The organism is Rathayibacter sp. AY1F4 (assembly GCF_002931775.1).
In the GTDB taxonomy this organism is placed as follows: Bacteria; Actinomycetota; Actinomycetes; order Actinomycetales; family Microbacteriaceae; genus Rathayibacter.
Map to the genome: position 1 here is coordinate 1 of NZ_PSVE01000001.1, position 18,427 is coordinate 18,427.

The window sequence follows — 18,427 nt, forward strand, 5'->3', positions numbered from 1 at the left end:
CCCTCGGCGGCCTCCTCTTCGGCTACGACACCGGCGTCATCAACGGCGCCCTGGAGCCGATGTCGGCCGAGCTGGGCCTCACCGCGCTGACGGAGGGGGGGGCTCAGGAGGAGACGCGCGCGCCCTCGCGCAGGCCCTCCTCCTTGGCCTGCTGCACCAGGGCGGCGATGCGGCGGCGCGAGCGCGAGCGCCCGGCGAGCAGCGCCGCGAGGATGAGGGCGACGCCGAGGATCACGAGCAGCTGCGGGACCGGCACGGCGGCGACCGTGATCGACTCCGTCACGGGAGCGGTGGCGACCGGCTCCTGATCGGCGGCGGCGACGGTCGGTGCGATGGTCAGGTCGGCGCCGACTCCGAAGAGGGGCCAGATGCCGTCGAGCTGCACCGAGACGCTGCGCCGGTCGCCGGGCAGCAGCTCCTGCTGGGGCGCGTCGGCCGCGACGACGGGGGCGGTGGCGCCCTGGGCGCTCGCCGTGCCGTCGAGCAGCAGGCGCACGTTGCCGGTGTTCACCACGTCGGCGACGAGCGAGAGGGAGCCGGGTTGGAACGGGTTCCAGGAGAGGCGGTAGTCGCTGGCCAGGTCCTCGACGGAGAAGGAGGGGGTCACCTCGCCGGTCACGCGGGTCATCACGCGGAAGCCGATGCGGCTCTCCACTCCGACGTTCGCGCCTCCCGCCTCGGTGCCCTGCGAGAGCACGGAGGCGGCGATGCCGGCGGCGTGGTCGCCGGGGGTGGCGTTGTCGGGGACCGTCACGGTGAACGGCACCACGCCGCTGCTGCCCGGATCGACGGTCACGGTCTCGGGGGCGGAGATCCACAGCCCGGCGTCGACCGATTCCTGGTCGGAGTTGAGCATGTTGAAGCGGCCGGTGTCGGTGAAGTAGCCGTCGGCGCTGGTGATGCTGAAGGTCACGGGCTGGTCGCTGAGGTTCCGCACGACCGCCTCGTCCGAGGCGCTGGTGCCGGGGGCGAGCTCGAGCTCGACCCACGCGCGCTTGTCGGGGACGCCGTCGGTGGAGGGGCTGACCGCCCAGGTGATCGCTCCGTCGGCCGCGACGGCCGCCGGGGCGACCCCCACGCCGAGGAGGGCGACGACCAGCGCGAGCAGCGCGGGGAGGAGCGGGCGGCGGGGAGCGGCGGAGCGGCGCGGAGCAGTCATCAGAACCTCATGGTCGCACGGGGGAAGCACGACGCGGCCGGGCGGGCGGGCCCGGCCGCGTCGGCCGTGGTGGGATCGCGGCCGAGGGAGTGCGTCCCCCGGCCGCGACGGGTCACTCGAAGAGCGACAGGGTGATGGTGGACGAGTACGCGCCGGCGTCCACGTTCACGGGGGTGCGGAGGAAGAGGTCGGCGTCGGCGCTCCAGGAGCCCTCGGGGTTGACCTGCTGGGAGTTGCTGGCGACGATCGCGAGCAGCTCCTCGCCCTTCAGGCCCAGGCCGTTGGCGCCGCCGTCGATGGCGGTGTCGACGACCTGGCCCGCGGCGACCTCGCCGAGCTCGCCGCCGTCGACGAGAGCCGGGGCCCAGCCCAGGTTCTCGGCGCCGATGGTGGAGCCGTCGGCCGAGGTGAAGTCCTCGGCGGTGCCGAGGACGTACCAGGCGGAGTCGGGGGAGACGTCCTCGGGGTCACGGGTGTCGGTGACCGTGACGGTCGGCAGGGTGCCGGTGAACTGGCGGCGGACGTTGTCCGAGCCGGTCTCGGCCAGCGTCGTCGAGTCACCGGCGACGGTCATCGAGAGGGCGCCGGTCCCGGGGAGTTCGGCGATGTCGACGTTCACGTCGACGTCGTCGCTGCCGTAGTTGGTGTCGGCGGCGAAGGCCGTTCCGGCGACTCCGAGCAGGAGGACGCCTCCGGCCAGTCCGGCGGCTCCGCGGATCAGAAGGGATCGGGTGTTCATGTCGGGTGTTCTCCGTTCTCCGGCCGGCGTCGTCGCCGGCTCGATCTCAGTGGGTGTGGGTCGTGCCCGCGGGTCAGCTGCAGCCGGCCGCGGAGTAGGGGGCGGTCGCGGAGGCCGTGGCCGGCTTCCCGTTGATGAACGCGGTCGCCGTGGCGGTCGCGGATCCGTCGGTCACGCTCGTCGCCCGGGTGGTGAAGGCGGCCGAGACGGTGGCGCCGGGAGCGACGTCGGCGAAGCTCTTGGAGCCCCACGTCGTGCCGATCACGATCTTCGCAGCGAAGGCGTTCGGGTTCGTGGCGGTCGCGGTGACGACGATCTTCCCGGCGACGCAGCGCGTCGTGGCGGTCGTGGTCACGGCGATCGCGGGTGTCGAGTCGGTCACGGGGCCGACGGAGGCGGAGGCCGTCGCCGGCGTCCACTGCGGCTTCGCGGCGGTCACGGCCACCGAGATCGTCGCTCCGCGATCGGCGGCGGTGAGCGTGTAGCTCGACGCCGTCGCCCCGCTGATCGCGGTCCCGCCGCGCTTCCACTGGAAGCCGGTCGCCGTCCACGGGGAGGAGGCGGAGGCGGTCAGCGTGCTGCCCACCGTCGTCTTCCCCGTGATCGAGGCCGCGAGCGGCGCGGTGTCGACGATCGTCTGCGCCGCGACGCTGGTGAGGGTCGGGACGACCTTCTGCATGAGACCGGTCGTCTTGTCGAAGGTCACCCGGTCGATCGTCGTCTCGCGGTGCTGCCCGTCTCCGCCGGGGATGGCGAAGCGGTGGTAGGCGATGTACCAGTCGTCCGTGCCGGGCACGTTGACGATCGAGTTGTGGCCCGTGGCGAGGATGCCCTGCGACGGGTCCTTCTCGAGGATCACGCCGCGGTAGGTCCACGGTCCGTCGACGCTGGTCGAGGTCGCGTAGCCGACCTTGTAGTTCACGGAGCCGGTGTCGTCGATCGAGTAGGTGAGGTGGTACAGGCCGTCGCGGTAGTTCAGGAACGAGCCCTCGCGGAAGTCGGTCAGACCACTGATCTTCTTGATCGTGCCGGACTTGATCGAGAGCATGTCGTCGGACAGCTCGCCGTAGAGCGGGTCGCCGTTGCCCCAGAAGAGGTAGCTCTTGCCGGTCTTCGGGTCGGTGAACGCCGCGGGGTCGATCGCCTGGCCGGACCGCACGGACTCGCCGTTGGTGATCATCGCGGTCGGCTGCGCCGTGAACGGGCCCATCGGGCTGTCCGCGACCGCGACTCCGATCGTCTTGCGGTTGAGCGAGGAGTTCTCGCCGGAGAAGTAGAAGTAGTACTTCCCGTTCTTCTCGGTGATCGTCGGCGCCCAGGCGTTGCCGGTCGCCCACGGCACATTGCCGTTCGCGCCGTCCAGCGTCAGGAAGGGCTGCTCCGACCGGGTCCAGTCGATCAGGTTCTTCGAGGACCAGGCGTAGAAGGTCTTGCCGCCCCAGCCGGCGAAGCCGTCCGAGGTCGCGTACAGGTAGTAGGTGTCGCCGAAGACCGCGATGTTCGGGTCGGCGTTCAGACCTGCGAGGACGGGGGACTTCATGACGACGGCCTTGAGGGTCCAGGTGGTCGCGGTGCCGCCGGCGGCGGGCGTGAGCACGACCGTCTGCGGGGTGGAGAGGTCGCGGACGGTGCCGGAGGCGGGGCTCGCCGTGACGCCGGCCGCGGTGGAGAAGGTCGGGGTGAGCTTCGTCAGGTCGGTCCCCGGCTTCACCGGGAAGGTGACCGTCTTGCTCGCCGAGTCGACGATCGGGGCGGTCTTCAGGACGTCGCCGCTGAGCGACAGGTCGACCAGGGCCGACGTGTTGCCGGAGGCGGCGAGCACCTCGGAGGCGCTGAGAGCCCGGTTGTAGACCGAGAACTCGCGGATCTGGCCGCGGAAGCGGTTGTCGGCGTCGTAGTTCGAGCGCCCGATGTAGTTCGCCGCGGTGGAGCCGCCGCCGATGTCCTTCGGGTCGGTCGTGACGGTGCCGCTGGCGACCTTCACTCCGTCGAGGTAGATCGTGCCGGTGGTGCCGGAGAGCGTGTACGTCAGGTGCGCCCAGGTGCCGCGGGGGAGGGCCGAGCCGCCGGCGACGGTCTGCTCGGTGGTGTAGTTCCCGGTCGCGATGCTGGTGCGGTAGTTGTTGCCCGAGGTGAAGAGGTAGCCGTCGCCGGCGCCGTTCGTGGTGTTGCCCAGGCCGTAGAGGAAGTAGGCGCCGCCCTGCGCGGGGTCGATCCAGACGTCGGACTGGATGGTGAGGTCCGTCACTCCGGCGAGCAGGTCGTTCGGCAGCTTGACGTAGTCGTCGGTGCCGTCGAGCTGCAGGGCGCCGTCCTTCCAGGTGCCGCCCGAGGGCAGCGTGCCGTTCTGATTGTTGCCCGAGCTGTCGCGCACCGTGGTGCCCGAGCCGCCGTCGAAGGTGTAGCGGAGGATCTCGCCGGCCGCGTTGACCGGCTTCGCGGCGGGGCCGGTGCTGCTGGTGCCGTAGGCGGCCGTGAGGCGCGCCTCCTCGGCGCTCGAGAGTCGGAGCACCGAGCCGTGGCGGAAGGGCTTCGAGAACGAGTACGTGTTCGCGCCGGTGGTGCCGACGGGAAGCGCCGTGAACCGCATGTCCGCGAGGGTGTCGGTGACGTAGGCGGAGTAGCCGAACGAGTCGCCCATGACGACCCAGCGGCCGTCGGGCAGCTGGTAGACGGTGAGGCCCTCGAGGTGGTCGGAGAGGCCGCGGGACTTCTCCTCGCCGAAGCCGATCACGCGGGTCCACGGGCCGGCGAGGCTCGGGGCCTTGTCGACGACCGTGCGCCAGTCGGCGGTGGAGAAGCGGTAGTACGTGTCCCCCTCCTTCGCGATGGTCGTGTCGATGATGCTGCCGCGGCTCCCGCCGCCGGCGGCGGGGTTCTCGTCCAGCCAGACCTTCGGGGTGGAGAAGCCGACGAAGTCGCGCGTGGTCGAGACGTAGACGCGCTGGGCGGAGGCTCCGCCGGTCAGCGTCTTGTCGCGGGCGGCCCAGTAGACGTAGTACTGGCCGGTCGCGTCGTCCCAGATCGCCTCAGGAGCCCAGACGTTGCCCGCGTCGGGGAAACCGGCGAAGACGATGCTCTGATCGCTCCAGTTCACGAGGTCCGTCGAGCGCCAGACGACGAGGTTCTTGCTCGCGTTGGTCTGGTCCCAGGTGCCGCCGGGAGCGGTGCCCTCGGCGTGCAGGTCGGTGCCGATGATCCAGTACTCGTCGCCGGTGGGGGAGCGCACGAGGTGCGGGTCGCGGACGCCGAGGGTGCCGCCGAGGTTGGCGAGCACGGCCTTGTCGTTGTTGAGCTTCGACCAGTGCAGGCCGTCGGTGCTGGAGCCGAAGTAGATCTTCTCGTAGTCGGTCGAGGCGAAGTGGGTCCAGAGGTACCCCGCGTCGTACTCGGTGTCGAGGTTCGCGGGAGCCGCGGTGACCGTGACGGGCAGCTGCCGGGTCGCGGTCGTGCCGGCGATCGTCGCGCTGAGCGTGACGGGCGTGGCGGCGGTCTGGCGCTTCACGACGCCGGTCGTGCTGAGAACGGCCGTGTTCGAGGAGGACCAGGCGACGTCGTAGGAGCCGGCCTTCGCGGGCAGCGTCACGTTGCCGCGGACGTCGCCGGAGTTGACGATCGAGAGGGCGTCCAGCGCCTTCTGGGCGTCGGCGTTCACGTCCTTGGCGGGCACGGTGGCGGTGAAGGTGCGGGTGGCCGTGGCTGAGCCGCGGGTGGTCGTGGCGGTCAGCTCGACCGAGGCGACCCCGGTCGCGGGCGGTGTGACGACTCCGCTGGTCGAGACGACCGCGGAGTTGCTCGAGGCCCAGGCGATGGCGGAGCCGTTGGGGCCGGTCGTCGGGAGGGTGAGGTTCGCGGAGACCGAGGAGAGGCTCCCGAGGTCCAGGGCGGCGGAGTCGCGGGAGACGCGCGTGCTGTCCGGGGCCTGGAGGGTCGCGACGTCGGCCGCACTGAGCGCCGTGCTGTAGACGCGGAAGTCGCGGACCGAGCCGGCGAGGGTCTTGTCCGCCGTGTAGACGGAGCGGCCGATCGCATTCGCGGTGGTGGTGCCGTTGCCGATCGCGGCGGGAGTGATGGTCACTCCGGTCTGCTGTGCGACCTGGGTGCCGTCGAGGTAGAGGCGTGCGGTGTCGCTCGCGTCGTCGAGCGTGTAGGTGAGGGTCTTCCAGACGCTGCGCGCGAGGTTCGCGTTGGAGTTGACGGTCTGCTCGGTGGTCCAGTTGCCGGTGGCGATCGAGGCCTTGTAGCCGTTGCCCGTCGTGTAGAGGTAGCCGTTCCCGGCGCCGTTCGTCGTGTTGCCGAGGCCCCAGATGAAGTAGGGCGTGCCCTGGTTCGCGTTCACCAGGACCTCGGTGCTGACCGTGATCGAGTTCAGGCCCGCGAGCAGGTCGTCGGGCAGCTTGACGTAGTCGTCGGTCCCGTCGAGGGCGACGCCCGCGGCTCCGCGAGGAGCGGCTCCGTTGACGAGCGTGCCGGTGCGGCCCTTGCCCGAGCTGTCGGCGACGGTCGTGCCGCTCGTCTCGTCGAGCGCGTAGCGCAGGACGAGGCTGTCGGAGGGAGCGGCGCTCGCGGACTCGGCCGTCAGAAGAGGGACGGTGAGGGCCACGGCCGTCACGAGGACGAGTGGTCGCAGGAAAGGCTTCATCGCGCTTTGCTCCAGGGTCGGCATCTTTGCTGAGGGGAGGGAGTGTGCCGGCTTCGTACGCGGCGATGTTCACGGTAACACTATGTTGACGTCAACGTGAAGAGCCTAACCGGATCAATTCCCCGACACTCCGGAAAGGAGGCGAACCGGTTCGACGAAGTCCGAGGGCATCCAGGAGCGACGCAGCCGCCGATGTCCGGCCCGATCAGCCGCGGTCGTCGTCGCGCGAGCGGCTCAGCGCCCGGTCCATCGCCCTCATCGTCCGGAAGCCCGTCCGGTCGGCCACAGCCGCACGAGCCGAGGGCGAGAGCGACGGGCTCGCGGCGAGCAGCGACGCGGCGAGGTGCACGCGCCGCTCGCGGAGGGTCGCCGCCACGGTCGTGCCTCGGCGGTGGAAGGCGCGGTCCAGCGTCGCCCGGGAGATGCCGAGACGCATCGCGAGAACGCCCGCGGTGAAGTCCGCATCACCCGCCTCCGCATCGATGACGGCGATCGCGCGGAGGAGGACGCCCTCGAGTCCGTCCTCCGGACGGGCGGGCGGGAGGCTCTGCTTGATGAGAGCCGATGCGGTCGCCTCGAGCGCCCGGCGCAGCTCGCTGAAGCCGGGATCGCCCGCCGAGAGGTCCGCGTTGAGGGTCGCGTTGACGAGGGAGACGAAGGCGCCGCTGTAGCTGTCGGCGGCGAGCAGCGTGCAGGACGGCCCGTCGGACTGTGCGCTCGTGAGGCCGAGCCTGCGCCAGGACGTCCTCAGCGCCAGCCAGGCGGAGTCCTCCTCCGCCCGGAATCGAGCGGAGTCGTCGCGCCGGAGGAGGGCGAGCCCGCCGGGCAGCAGACGAGCGGCCTCGAGAGGGCCGTCGACGACGATCTCGCCGGCGACCGGGAGGATCAGGTCGACCTCGACCTCGGCCCGCTCGAGGGCGGGGAGGGGCGGGTCCGTCCGGACGGTGCCCGGTGTGTGCCAGAGGCGGCTCAGCCGGAAGCCGTCGACGGCGAGCACGTCCCCGGCGAGGTGCAGGGGCGGAGCTCCGTCGCTCGCCCAGCCGAGGCTCCTCAGCCACGCCTCCACGCGGGGACCGCTCAGCTGCAGCGTCTCGACGAGACCGCGCGGGGCGGCCGGCTGCTCGGAAGCGGTCACCGGGCTCCTTCGCAGCGGGGACGGGGTGCGCGGGCGGTGACCACGCTAGGCCGGGGGAGGGGCGCCGGGACGGGGTGGCGCGTTCCTCCTCGGGCGAGGCGCCCGCCCCCGGCGGTGTGGGGCGGAGGCGGCCCTCCTCGCCCGCGGTCCGGCAGGACGCGGGCGGAGAGGGCCGCCGGGCGCGGATCAGCGGCAGTCGGTTCTCGCCTTGATCCAGTGGGCGTTCAGCGTGCCGATCCGCTGGGCGGTGATCCCGGCCGCATCGGGCCCGGTGCTGGCACCGGAGCCGATCTTGCGCCACGTGTCCGCCGCCGGGTCGTAGTGCCAGATGTCGCCGTTCGCCTTCACGGAGACGTTCCCATCCGCTCCCTGACCGTAGGTGCGGACGAACCCGGAGTTCTCCGGAACGGTCGCAAGCTGGGTGCCGTACTGCAGGACTCCGTCCTTGATCCAGTGGACCTCGGACGTCCCGCCGGGCCCCTGGGTCAGCCCGGCGGCGCCCGGCTCGGTGCTGGCTCCGGTGCCGATGCGGTCCCAGACGTTCCCCTGCGGGGTGTACCGCCAGATGTCGCCGTTCGACTTCACGGCGATCGTGCCGCGGGTGCCGAGGCCGTAGACGCGGACGAATCCGGAGTTGGTCGGCACGGTGGCCGCTGCGGTGCCGTACTGCAGGACTCCGTTCTTGATCCAGTGGACGTTCAGGGTCCCGGCCGAGTTCGCGGAGATGCCGGCCGCGCTCGGCTCGGTGCTGGCGCCGGTGCCCAGAAGGGTCCACGCGTCGGACTGGCTGTTGTACCGCCAGACGTCGCCCGTCGACGTGATGGAGACGTTCCCGTCCGCGCCCTGACCGTAGGTACGGACGAAGCCGGAGTTGTTCGGAACGGTCGCGGCCTCCTTGCCGTACTGGAGGACTCCGTCCTTGATCCAGTGGGCGTCGTAGGTTCCGTCCGGCCCCTGCGTGAGCCCGGACGTGCTGGGCTCCGTGGAGGCGCCCGTCCCGAGCTTCTGCCAGCTGTCGGACTGCCGGTACCGCCAGATGTCCCCGTTCGCCTCGACGGAGACGTTGCCGTTCACACCCTGCGAGGAGGTGTGGATGAATCCGGAGTTGTCGGGAACAGTGGCGAGGCCCGTGCTGTACTGCAGGTCGCCGGTCTGGCGGACCGGGAACGGGGCGTTCGTCTTCGCCGAGCCGCCGAAGGCGAGGGCCGAGCCGGTCGCGGGGCCGGCGATGACGCCGCCGGCCGGGATGGTGGCGACTCCGTTCGCGTCGGTCACGAAGATGCCGGTCGCGCCCCCTCCGAAGCTGAAGCCGGGCGGAAGCGTCACCCGCACGGGGACGTTCGCGACGGTGCCGCCGGAGAGGGTCATCGTGATCGGCGCTGTGGAGGGCGTGCACGCGATCATGTTCGACGGGATGGAGCTGAACACGAGGGTCTGCGTGGCAGAGGCAGCGGCGGCCGGGGTGGCCGTCGCTGCGGCGATCACGGGCAGGGACCAGGTGGCGCCGGCGACGACGGTGCGTCGCCTCAGCGGACCCTGCTCAGCGGGAGAGTTGTCGGAAGTCACAGTGAAGCTCCTCGGTCTGTCTTCTCGCCGGCGGCCTGCTCGGAGGACGGTCGTCGTCCGCTCGGCCGCTTCGGCGGGTACGACGGGCGCCGTACCGCTGGGGAGTCTTCCCGCGGGCGGGCGGTCGGCCCAAGCGCTCGGGGGCAGGTGAGGAGGAAGTGGCGCTGCCGTGAGGAGGGAGTGGTGAGCTCCGGCGCCGCTCCGAGTCGCGACAGCCCTCCCGACCGGGTGCTCCCGTCGGTCGCCCGTCGCCGCCGGGGCGCCGCCGGTGCGATGAGCGGGAGCGCAGCCATCCGCTGTGACCGGTCCGGTGACAAACGGAGTGCGCGGGGGGCTGCGAATCACCCCCGTGGTGAGGCGTCAGCGTGCCCGAGAGGAAGGGGCGCCCGATGGCGTCGAGATCGGCCGAGATGTACCGGCGGATGGCCGAGCACTGGAACGGCATGGAGGCCCGTGCTTCCGGACTGCGGGTGGAGGGGACGGGCTCGGCGGGGTTCGAGATCTCCAGACTGTGGATTCCCGGGGGCTCCGTCCTCGAGCAGAAGCGGCAGCCGCGCTACCCGCCGGGCGCGCATCTGCTGCTGGTCGTCGAGGGCGGTGGACGCATTCGACAGGACGGACGGATGCTCGAGTGCGGCCGCGGTGATCTGGTGGTCCTCGACGCGGATCCACGGACCGGGGCGCGCTTCCCCCGCTCGACCGTGATCTACGCCTGGGTGCTCGGCGAGCGGGCGCTGGAGCAGCGTTGGATCACGGAGCGCTTCGGCGAGGTCCTGCCGGTCGCCGGCTCCTTCCTGGCCCCGGCGCGGGCGCTGATGAACGGTCTCCTCGACGGCGACCCCGCTCTGGCGGAGCAGCCCGCCGTCGCCCGGGCGGGCGAGGCCTTCCTGAAGGAGCTGGTCGAGGGCTCCGCACCGCGCAGGCGTCCCCGCGCCGAGGAGGTCTACGGGGAGGCCATGGCCCTGATCGAGGAGCGCCACCCGGATCCCGCCTTCACCGCCGCACGGCTCGCCCGCGAGCTCCTGGTGTCGGAGCTGACGCTGGCTCGCGCATTCTCCTTCCTCGGGCGGACGGCCGACGACGAGCTCGAGCGGCGCCGGGCGGGAACCCTCCTGCTCCTGATCGGCGGGCGGTCCCTGACGACCGCCGGCTTCGCGCGCGCGGCCGAGGAGGCGGGCTTCGCCTCCGTGGGGAGCGCTCACCGCGCGCTGCGGCGGCTCTCCCAGCGCTGCTGACCGGGCGGTCCTCCCGGCCGTCCTCCTGGTTCGGCGACGGCGAGCGGCCGGATTCCGAGCGCGAGGCGCGGAGGCCTGGGAGATCCGTGCGAACGTCCGGCGGTGATCGACAGATGAGGGATTCTGTTCGTTCGACGCGGAGGAGGCGGGAGATGGGGGCCGCAGAGGAGCGGACGCAGGAGTTCATCGGCGCGTGGGACGAGCCGCAGGCGGGCGCCCGGGGACTCCGCTGGGATGCTGCGTACGGGCCGGGCCTCCGGGTGACGCGGGTCTGGGCGCCGGAGGGGATCAGGGTCGACCGTCCGCCGGCGTCCGACCGGGCTGCCGAGTCCGACGGGGTGCACGTGTCCCTGATCGTGGAGGGCGGGGGAGACATGATCCTCGAGGAGGGCTCGCTCGAGGCGGTGCCGAACAGTGTCCTCGTCCTCGAGGCGAGGACCGCGGCACGCATCGACTACCGGCGGCCCACCCTCTCGTACACCTGGAGCTTCGACGCCGCCGTGCTCGAGCACCGGTGGGTCCGCGAGCGGATCAACGAGGTCGTGCCGGTGCGCGAGTCGGTCTGGACGCCTGCCCGTGCCCTCGCCAACAGTCTGATCGAGGGCGATCCGGCCGTGCTCGGGGCCGCCGGCGTGAGGCGGGCGAGCGAACTGCTGCTGGAGGGGATCGTCGAGCACAGCGCGCCGCGGGTCCGGACCCGCGGCGCCGATCAGGTCTACGCGGAGGCGATCCCGGTGATCGAGGCACGCCACCGCGACCCCGCGTTCTCCGCCGCGGTGCTCGCCCGGGAGCTGCTCGTCTCCCCCCGCGTGCTCGCGGAGGCGTTCGCGTTCCTCGGCCGCACGCCGGCGGAGGAGATCGAGACGCGACGGGCGGGCACCCTCCGGCGCCGGATCGGCCTGCGGCGGCGGCGCCCTGCCGACTTCGCCCGCCTCGCCGAGGAGTGCGGCTACGGCACCCGCGAGCAGGCCGCACTGACGCTCGGCCGCTCCGCCTCCTGAGGCCGGCGGAGCGCCTCGGACACGACGGCGCCCCCTCGTCCGCGGAGGGACGAGGGGGCGCCGGGGGAGATCGGGCCGGAGCCCGGTCAGGTCTTGCTGCGGGCCATGACGGCGCGCTGGAGGAGGACGAAGACCAGGAGGATGCCTCCGGTGATGATCGTGGTCGCCTCCGGCGGGATGCCGCCGTCGCGGGTGATCAGGACGTTCATGAGGCCGAGCACCAGGGCGCCGACCACCGAGCCGAGCACGAAGCCGACGCCGCCGGTGAGGAGCGTGCCGCCGATGACGGTCGCCGCGATGGCGTCGAGCTCCCAGCCGGTGCCGGTGATGTTCTGGGCACTGCCGAGGCGGGCGGTGTAGACCACACCGGCGAGACCGGCGAGCGTGCCGCTGATGATGTAGATGAACAGCTTGGTCCGCACCACCGGGAGGCCCATCAGGGCCGCCGACTGCTCGGAGCCGCCCATCGCGTAGACCGTACGGCCCAGGCGGGTGCGGTGGAGCACGAAGAACGCGCCGGCCACGACGAGGATCGCGATGATCACGCCGGGGCTGATGACGAAGTCGTTGACCTTCGGGCCGTCGATCAGCTTGATCGGCGTGGCCAGGCTCAGCACGGCCGAGTCCTCGGGGAGGCGCTCCGGGACGGTGCTCAGCATGGAGGCGAGACCGCGGGCCAGGAACATCATCGCGAGCGTCGCGATGAACGGCTGCACGTTGAAGTACTGGATCAGGACGCCGGAGATCACGCCGAACAGGGCGCCGATCACGACCATCAGGACCATCACGAGCCAGGGGTTCCAGCCGGCGTTGATCAGGAGCACGCCGCTCACGCTGCTGAACGCGATCACCGCGCCGACCGAGAGGTCGATGCCGCCGGTGAGGATCACGAAGGTGAGGCCCACGGCGAGGATGATCAGGTGCGCGTTGTTGACCAGCAGGTTCGAGATCGTGCTCGCCTGCAGGATCCGGCCGTAGGCGGCCTCGCCGTAGACGATCATCCCGAAGAAGATGATCAGCGCGGCCAGGGTGGGCAGCTTGTCCAGGTGCTGGCTCAGCCAGCCGCGCGCCCCGGAGGTGCGCTTGGTGCTCGCCGGAGGGGCGGAGCGGGTCATCACGGCACTCATGCGGGGATCGCCTCTTTCTGCGGGACGCTGCGGCGCGCCTCGCGACGGGACTTGAAGGCGGAGCGGACGCGCTCGGACTGCAGGAGGCAGAGCGCGACGATGACGATCGCCTTGAAGGCGGGCGTCGCGGAGGACGAGACTCCGAGGAACACGACGGTCTTGTCGAGGGTGGCGATCAGGATCGCGCCCACGGCAGCACCGGTGATGTTGAACTTGCCGCCGGCGAGCGAGGTGCCGCCGATGACGACAGCGAGGATCGCGTCGAGCTCGAGCTGGTAGCCGGTGCGCGAGACGTCGACCGTCATCACGCTCGCCGTGGCGAACACGCCCGCGACTCCGGCGAGGATTCCGCTGCCGATGTAGGCGGTCATCAGCAGGCCCCGGCGGTTGATGCCCGCGAGGCGGGCCGCCTTCGGGTCCATGCCGATGGCCTCGATCATCAGGCCGAGCGCGCTGCGGCGCACCAGGACTCCGACGACCACGACGATGGCGATGGCGAGGAGGAACACGACCGGGAGCCCGAAGACGTACCCGTTCGCGAGCCAGCGGAAGGGCTCGTTGGTGGCGGCGGTGTTCTGGCCGCCGGTGATGACCTTCGCCAGGCCGCGGCCCGCGAGCATCACGACGAGCGTGCTGATGAAGGGCTGGAGGCCCACCACCGAGACGAGGACGCCGTTCACGGCTCCGAGCACGGCGGCCACCAGGAGGGCGACCGCGAAGGCTCCCGCTGCGGCGCCGAGCGAGTCCGGCGCTCCCGCGGAGTTGAGGAACTCCATCGAGACGGCGCCGGCGACGACCATGATCGAGCCGACCGAGAGGTCGATGCCCCCGGTCGCGACGACCAGGCACATGCCGACGGCGATCATCAGGATCGGAGCGGCGGCGCGGGCGATGTCGATGACGTTGCCGACGAGGTAGCCGGTGGTCGGGCTGACCGAGACGGCCAGGTATCCCGGGTCCTTGACGACGTTGACGAGGAGGAGCAGGGCGATCGCCACGACTCCCCAGAAGTACTGGCGGCGGATGATCCCGCCGAGGACGGATCCCCGGGCGGGTCGGGTGTCGCTGCTCATGATGCGGCCTCCTGCGTGGCGCTCTCGAGGACGACGACGTCCTCGTCGACGACTCCCTCTGCGGCGATGGTAGTGACGATCGACTCCGCAGTGACAGCGGGACCGTTGAGGATCTCCGCGATCACGCGGTGGTCCTTCAGGACGATGATGCGGTCGCTGAGGCGGACGACCTCGTCGAGCTCGGACGAGATGAAGACCACGGCGACGCCCTCGCCGGCGAGGGCGACGACCTTCTCCTGGATCTCGGCCTTCGCTCCGACGTCGATGCCGCGGGTCGGCTCGTCGAGGATGAGGATCTCGGGGGCGGTGGCGAGCCAGCGGCCGAGGAGGACCTTCTGCTGGTTGCCGCCGGAGAGCTTGCTGATCGGGCGGTCGGGGTCGGCCGGGCGCACGTTGAGCTCGACGAGGTACTTGCCGACGATCTCGTCCTTCTCCTTCTTGGAGAGGGGGCGGGCCCAGCCGCGCTTGGCCTGCACGCCGAGGATGAGGTTCTCGCGGACCGAGAGGTCGCGGATGATGCCCTCGTCGCGGCGGTTCTCGCTCGAGAACGCGATCTTGTGGGCGAGGCCGGCGGTCGGCGTCGGGACGTCGATCTTCTTGCCGTGCATCGTGATCTCGCCGGTGTCGGGCTTGTCGACGCCGTAGATCAGGCGCGCGAGCTCGGTGCGGCCGGAGCCGAGGAGCCCGGCGAAGCCGACGACCTCGCCGCGGTGCAGCGTCAGGTCGGTGCTCTCGATGGAGCCCTTCTTGCCGATGCCCTTCGCGGTGTAGAGCGGGGCGTCGCGGTAGAGGTGGTCCTGGCTCTCGCGCTCGGAGTCGAGGGAGCGCAGCGCCGCGATGTCCTTGCCGATCATCTTCGAGATCAGCGAGGTGCGGTCGAGCTCGTGGGTCAGGTACTCGCCGACGAAGGTGCCGTTGCGCAGCACCGTCAGGCGGTCGCTGATCGCGTAGACCTGGTCGAGGAAGTGCGAGACGAAGAGGATCGCGACGCCCTCCGCGCGGAGGCGGCGGATGACGACGAAGAGGTTCTCGACCTCGTTCGCGTCCAGGCTCGAGGTCGGCTCGTCGAGGATGAGCACCTTGGAGTCGCTCACCGTCGAGCGGCTGATCGCGACCAGCTGCTGCATCGCGATCGAGAGCGAGGCGAGCGACTGGCGTGTGTTGAGGTGGCCGAGGCCGAGCTTCTCGAGCGCGACCTTCGCGGCCTGGTGGGTGGCCTTCCAGTTGATGCCGAAGGGTCCGCGGACCTCGTAGCCGAGCATCACGTTCTCTCCGATGGAGAGGTTCGTGACCAGGTTGACCTCCTGGTACACGGTGGAGATGCCCGCGGCCTGCGAGTCGGCGGTGCCGGTCAGGCGACGGGTCTCCCCGTCGATCACGATGTCTCCGCTGTCGATGCGGTAGACGCCGGTGAGGGCCTTGATGAGCGTGGACTTGCCGGCGCCGTTCTCACCCATGAGGGTGTGGACCTCGCCCGGGAACAGGCGGAAGTCGACGCCGTCGAGGGCTTTCACGCCGGGGAAGCTGATCGAGATGTTCTTCATCTCGACGATCGGAGGCGAACCTGTCATGTCGCGTCGTTCCGTTCTCGAGCGGGGCGCAGCCGAACAGGTGCGCCGAAGGGTCGGAGCGACCGGGGCCGGCGGGTGGGCCGGCCCCGGTCGCTCCGGGGGAGTGGTGCCGCGTCGAGGACGACGCCGGGCGACCGGTGGTGCTGAGCGACTAGAACTTGCGGTCGGGCAGCGCGGTGGCGGCGGCCTCGGGCGAGTCGAAGGTCTCGCTCGGGACGACGATCGAGGACTCGACCGTCTCGCCGGCCAGGGTCTTCTCGACCGCGTCGAGGGCGGTCTCGCCGAACAGCGGGTTGTACTCGGCGACGAAGCTCAGCTCGCCGTCGGCCAGCGCCTGCAGGGCGTTCTTGGTGCCGTCGATCGTGGCGATCTTGACGTCGGTGCCGGGGGTGAGGCCGGCCTCCTGGACGGCCTGGACAGCGCCGAGGCCCATCTCGTCGTTCTGGGCGAAGACCAGCTGGACGTCGTTGTTGTTCGACTTCAGGACGGTCTCGAAGACGCTCTTGGCCTCCTCGGTGGACCAGTTCGCGGTCTGCGCGCCGATCTTGGTGAACTTCGAGTCGGCGCCGATGACCTCGTCCCAGCCCTCGTTGCGCTCGTTGACGACCGAGACGCCCGCGGGGCCCTCGAGCGTGAAGTACTTCGCGCCGCTCGGGAAGGTGGTCTTGGCCCAGTCGGCGACCGAGGTGCTGACCGCGATGTTGTCGGGCGCGATGCGGGTCACGTAGAGGTCGGTGTTGTCCGGCTCGATGCCGCGGTCGATCAGGATGACCGGGATCTCGGCCTCCTGGGCGCGCTCGAGCGAGTCCTCCCAGCCGGAGCCCTCCGTGGCGGAGAGCAGGATGATGTCGACGCCCTCGTCCACGAAGGAGGTGAAGGAGTCGATCTGCGACTTCTGGTCTCCGTTGGTGGCGGGTGCGTACTTCAGGTCGAAGCCGGCGTCCTTGGTGAACGTGTCCTCGATGTTGGTCTCGTTCGCCTGGCGCCACGCGCCCTCGGGGCCGACGGCCACGAATCCGACGGTGGTGAGGTCACCGCTCGAGCCGGAGCCCGAATCGGAGCCGGAACCGCCCGAGCAGCCCGCGAGTCCGAACGCGAGTGCGCCGACTGCTGCGAAACCCAGGAACTGGCCGATACGCCTCGTCTTGGACATAGATCTCCTCCTTGAGATCGCGGGCACGAAGAGCGCGCCCGAGATGGTGGACCCCGAAGGGCCTCGAATGCGGGCCTAGCGGCCCGAGGTGCGGTGAGTGCAGGATGTGCAGTGGGCGCCGGCCGAAGCAGCGCCGCGTCGAAATGTTACCGTGAACAATTCTTGTGACGCAACAGCACGGCGGTGCGCTTCGGTAACGATCCGGTCGCGGGGCCCCGCAGGGCCCGATGGCGACCCTCTGCCCGGTGGTCGGGCCCGGGAGTAGCTTCCCTGGCCATGATGCTCCCTCGATCGCGCTCCGTCCCCGCGACGGCCGCGAAGGCGGCCCTCGTGCTCGCGCTCTGCGGATGCTCCGCGGACGGCGCGGCGGCCCGCCACGCGGCCGACGCCTTCCTCTCCGCCCTCGCCGACGGCGACGGCCGGGCGGCGTGCGCCCTGCTCACCGACTCCGCCCGCGAGGCCGTGGAGGACAGGGTGGGCGACTGCCCCGACGGCGTGCTGGAGCTCGGGATCGCGGAAGACGGAGCAGGGGACGCCGGGCAGTCGTTCGCCGGGCTCGCCGCCTACAACGACACCCAGACAGCGGAGGGGCTGCGGGAGGTCGGCTACTGGCGCTTCGTCACCTCCTCCGACTTCGCGATCGACGTCGCCGAGTACTGGCAGTCGGAGTACCTCCAGTTCTTCCTTTCCATCGGAGCGACCGTCCGGCTCGTGCAGCGCGGGTCGCCCGAGTCGAAGCGGGTGGGCCAGGAGGGGCTCGAGACCGACGAGCAGCAGAAGGCGGGCGCGTCCGCGGAGGACGACTCGCCGCCCTCGGCCTCCGCCGGCGGCCTGCGGCAGGCGCTGTTCTCGCACTCGCTGCTGCTGGTGATGGGGGCGGTGTTCCTGCTGTCCTGGGCGGCGCAGTCGGTGACGGGCGTCGCGGCCTCCAACGAGGAGCAGCTGACGAGCCTGGAGGCGCCCGTCGACTGGCTCGGCTACGTCTCCTCCGCCGACTTCTGGAACCGGACGCTCCGGCACTGGCAGTCGGAGTTCCTCGCGGTGGGCAGCATGGCGGCGCTCGCCGTGTTCCTGCTCGAGCGCGGGTCGAGCGAGTCGAAGAAGGTGGGCGATCCGCACGGGCGGACGGGGATCTGAGCGCGGGGGCGCCTCCGGGTGTGCGGGTGCGGAGCGGCCGGTCCGCGGCCGAGCGGTCAGGGGGCGTCGGATCGGACGCGGATCTCGTCGCCCTCGAGGGCGAACCGCAGGGACGTGCCGATCGGGAACCGCTCGCGGAGGGCCTCCGGCGCCGCCGACGTCACGGTGAACTGCGCGACCGCGGGGAACGCTCCGGCCGTGCAGCCCTGGAAGAACAGGCCGTCCTGCGGCTCGGTGGTCCGCACGATGGAGAGGCACGAGCCGGCGCTCGAGGAGCGGCGCTGCCGGACGACGGTGAGCCCCGTGTCGGCGGGCAGGCTCTGCCGCACGACGGTGAGCCCGCCGAAGTCCTCGGTGGTGACCGACCCGTCGAACCCCAGTCCCTCCCAGCCGGGGAGATCGGTGCCGTTCGACAGCGGCAGCACGGCGACCTCGCGGCCGGGCTGCCCGTCCCCGGCGGTGGCGAGGAGGGTGGCCCCCGCGGCGACGGCGGCCGTCGCGGCCAGCGCGGCGAGGAGGAGGAGGCCGCGCCGTCGGGAGCGGCGGGGCGGGACGTGGCCGAGGGGGTCGGACTCCTCGTCGGCGGAGGCATCCGCGGGAGGTGCCGCGTCCTCCGGCGCCGCGTCCTCGGTGACCGCGGGAACCACCGCGTCCGACCGTGCGGTGCCGAGGGCGGGACGGACGCGGGCCTCGAGCGCGGAGAGCCGGGCGAGCGCGCCGGGGTCCCGCTCGATGTCGGAGCCTCGGCCGTACGCGCGCCGCTGCAGCTCCGCGAGCTCGTCCGGTCGCTGATCGTCCACCCCCGGATCCTCGCAGGCCCGGCGCCCGAGCGGGACCCGCCGGTGCGCCGAGGTCGTGGCGGTCGAGCAGCCCGGACGGCTCATCGAGA

Annotated in this window: 13 protein-coding genes; 3 read left to right on the forward strand and 10 right to left on the reverse strand. The window is 71.4% G+C overall.

Annotated features, from left to right (window positions below; genetic code table 11):
- Positions 1-103: 103 nt before the first annotated feature.
- The 5 genes from C5C59_RS00005 to C5C59_RS00025 all read right to left on the reverse strand — a co-directional run bounded on the left by C5C59_RS00005 (position 104) and on the right by C5C59_RS00025 (position 9,241).
- The gene (locus tag C5C59_RS00005; RefSeq protein WP_104238651.1) at positions 104-1,159 is read right to left on the reverse strand and encodes a WxL protein peptidoglycan domain-containing protein; all 1,056 of its coding nucleotides are present in this window, start codon (positions 1,157-1,159) and stop codon (positions 104-106) included.
- A gap of 112 nt (positions 1,160-1,271) precedes the next feature.
- The gene (locus tag C5C59_RS00010) at positions 1,272-1,898 is read right to left on the reverse strand and encodes a hypothetical protein (RefSeq protein WP_104238652.1); all 627 of its coding nucleotides are present in this window, start codon (positions 1,896-1,898) and stop codon (positions 1,272-1,274) included.
- 73 nt (positions 1,899-1,971) lie between these two features.
- Positions 1,972-6,540 (reverse strand): family 43 glycosylhydrolase, encoded by a 4,569-nt coding sequence (locus C5C59_RS00015; protein WP_181134780.1) that lies wholly within the window; start codon positions 6,538-6,540, stop codon positions 1,972-1,974.
- 205 nt (positions 6,541-6,745) lie between these two features.
- Entirely contained in the window at positions 6,746-7,675 is a 930-nt protein-coding gene (locus C5C59_RS00020; protein WP_104238654.1) for a helix-turn-helix domain-containing protein, read from the reverse strand.
- 186 nt (positions 7,676-7,861) lie between these two features.
- Positions 7,862-9,241 (reverse strand): hypothetical protein, encoded by a 1,380-nt coding sequence (locus tag C5C59_RS00025; RefSeq protein WP_104238655.1) that lies wholly within the window; start codon positions 9,239-9,241, stop codon positions 7,862-7,864.
- Positions 9,242-9,630: 389 nt separating this feature from the next.
- Between C5C59_RS00025 and C5C59_RS00030 the strand changes: the two genes are divergently transcribed.
- Complete coding sequence (locus C5C59_RS00030) at positions 9,631-10,476, forward strand: hypothetical protein (RefSeq protein WP_104238656.1); 846 nt, start codon at positions 9,631-9,633, stop codon at positions 10,474-10,476.
- Positions 10,477-10,628: 152 nt separating this feature from the next.
- Positions 10,629-11,477, forward strand: coding sequence for a hypothetical protein (locus C5C59_RS00035; RefSeq protein ID WP_104238657.1), 849 nt, complete (start codon positions 10,629-10,631; stop codon positions 11,475-11,477).
- A gap of 86 nt (positions 11,478-11,563) precedes the next feature.
- Here the strand turns inward: C5C59_RS00035 and C5C59_RS00040 are convergent, their stop codons facing one another.
- The 4 genes from C5C59_RS00040 to C5C59_RS00055 form a co-directional block, all read right to left on the reverse strand.
- On the reverse strand, positions 11,564-12,604 hold the full coding sequence (locus tag C5C59_RS00040; protein WP_104222391.1) for a sugar ABC transporter permease: 1,041 nt from the start codon (positions 12,602-12,604) through the stop codon (positions 11,564-11,566).
- Positions 12,601-13,677, reverse strand: a complete 1,077-nt coding sequence (locus C5C59_RS00045) for an ABC transporter permease (protein WP_104238658.1) — start codon at positions 13,675-13,677, stop codon at positions 12,601-12,603. The genes C5C59_RS00040 and C5C59_RS00045 overlap by 4 nt, the downstream gene beginning before the upstream one ends.
- A complete protein-coding gene (locus C5C59_RS00050) occupies positions 13,674-15,248 on the reverse strand; it encodes a sugar ABC transporter ATP-binding protein (RefSeq protein ID WP_104222393.1) in 1,575 nt (524 codons plus the stop codon). The genes C5C59_RS00045 and C5C59_RS00050 overlap by 4 nt, the downstream gene beginning before the upstream one ends.
- Before the next feature lie 151 nt (positions 15,249-15,399).
- The gene (locus C5C59_RS00055; protein ID WP_104238659.1) at positions 15,400-16,401 is read right to left on the reverse strand and encodes an ABC transporter substrate-binding protein; all 1,002 of its coding nucleotides are present in this window, start codon (positions 16,399-16,401) and stop codon (positions 15,400-15,402) included.
- A gap of 276 nt (positions 16,402-16,677) precedes the next feature.
- Between C5C59_RS00055 and C5C59_RS00060 the strand changes: the two genes are divergently transcribed.
- Positions 16,678-17,538 (forward strand): DUF6766 family protein, encoded by an 861-nt coding sequence (locus C5C59_RS00060; protein WP_104238660.1) that lies wholly within the window; start codon positions 16,678-16,680, stop codon positions 17,536-17,538.
- 56 nt (positions 17,539-17,594) lie between these two features.
- Here C5C59_RS00060 and C5C59_RS00065 read toward each other — a convergent pair whose 3' ends face one another.
- On the reverse strand, positions 17,595-18,338 hold the full coding sequence (locus C5C59_RS00065) for a hypothetical protein (RefSeq protein ID WP_104238661.1): 744 nt from the start codon (positions 18,336-18,338) through the stop codon (positions 17,595-17,597).
- Between the last annotated feature and the right edge of the window lie 89 nt (positions 18,339-18,427).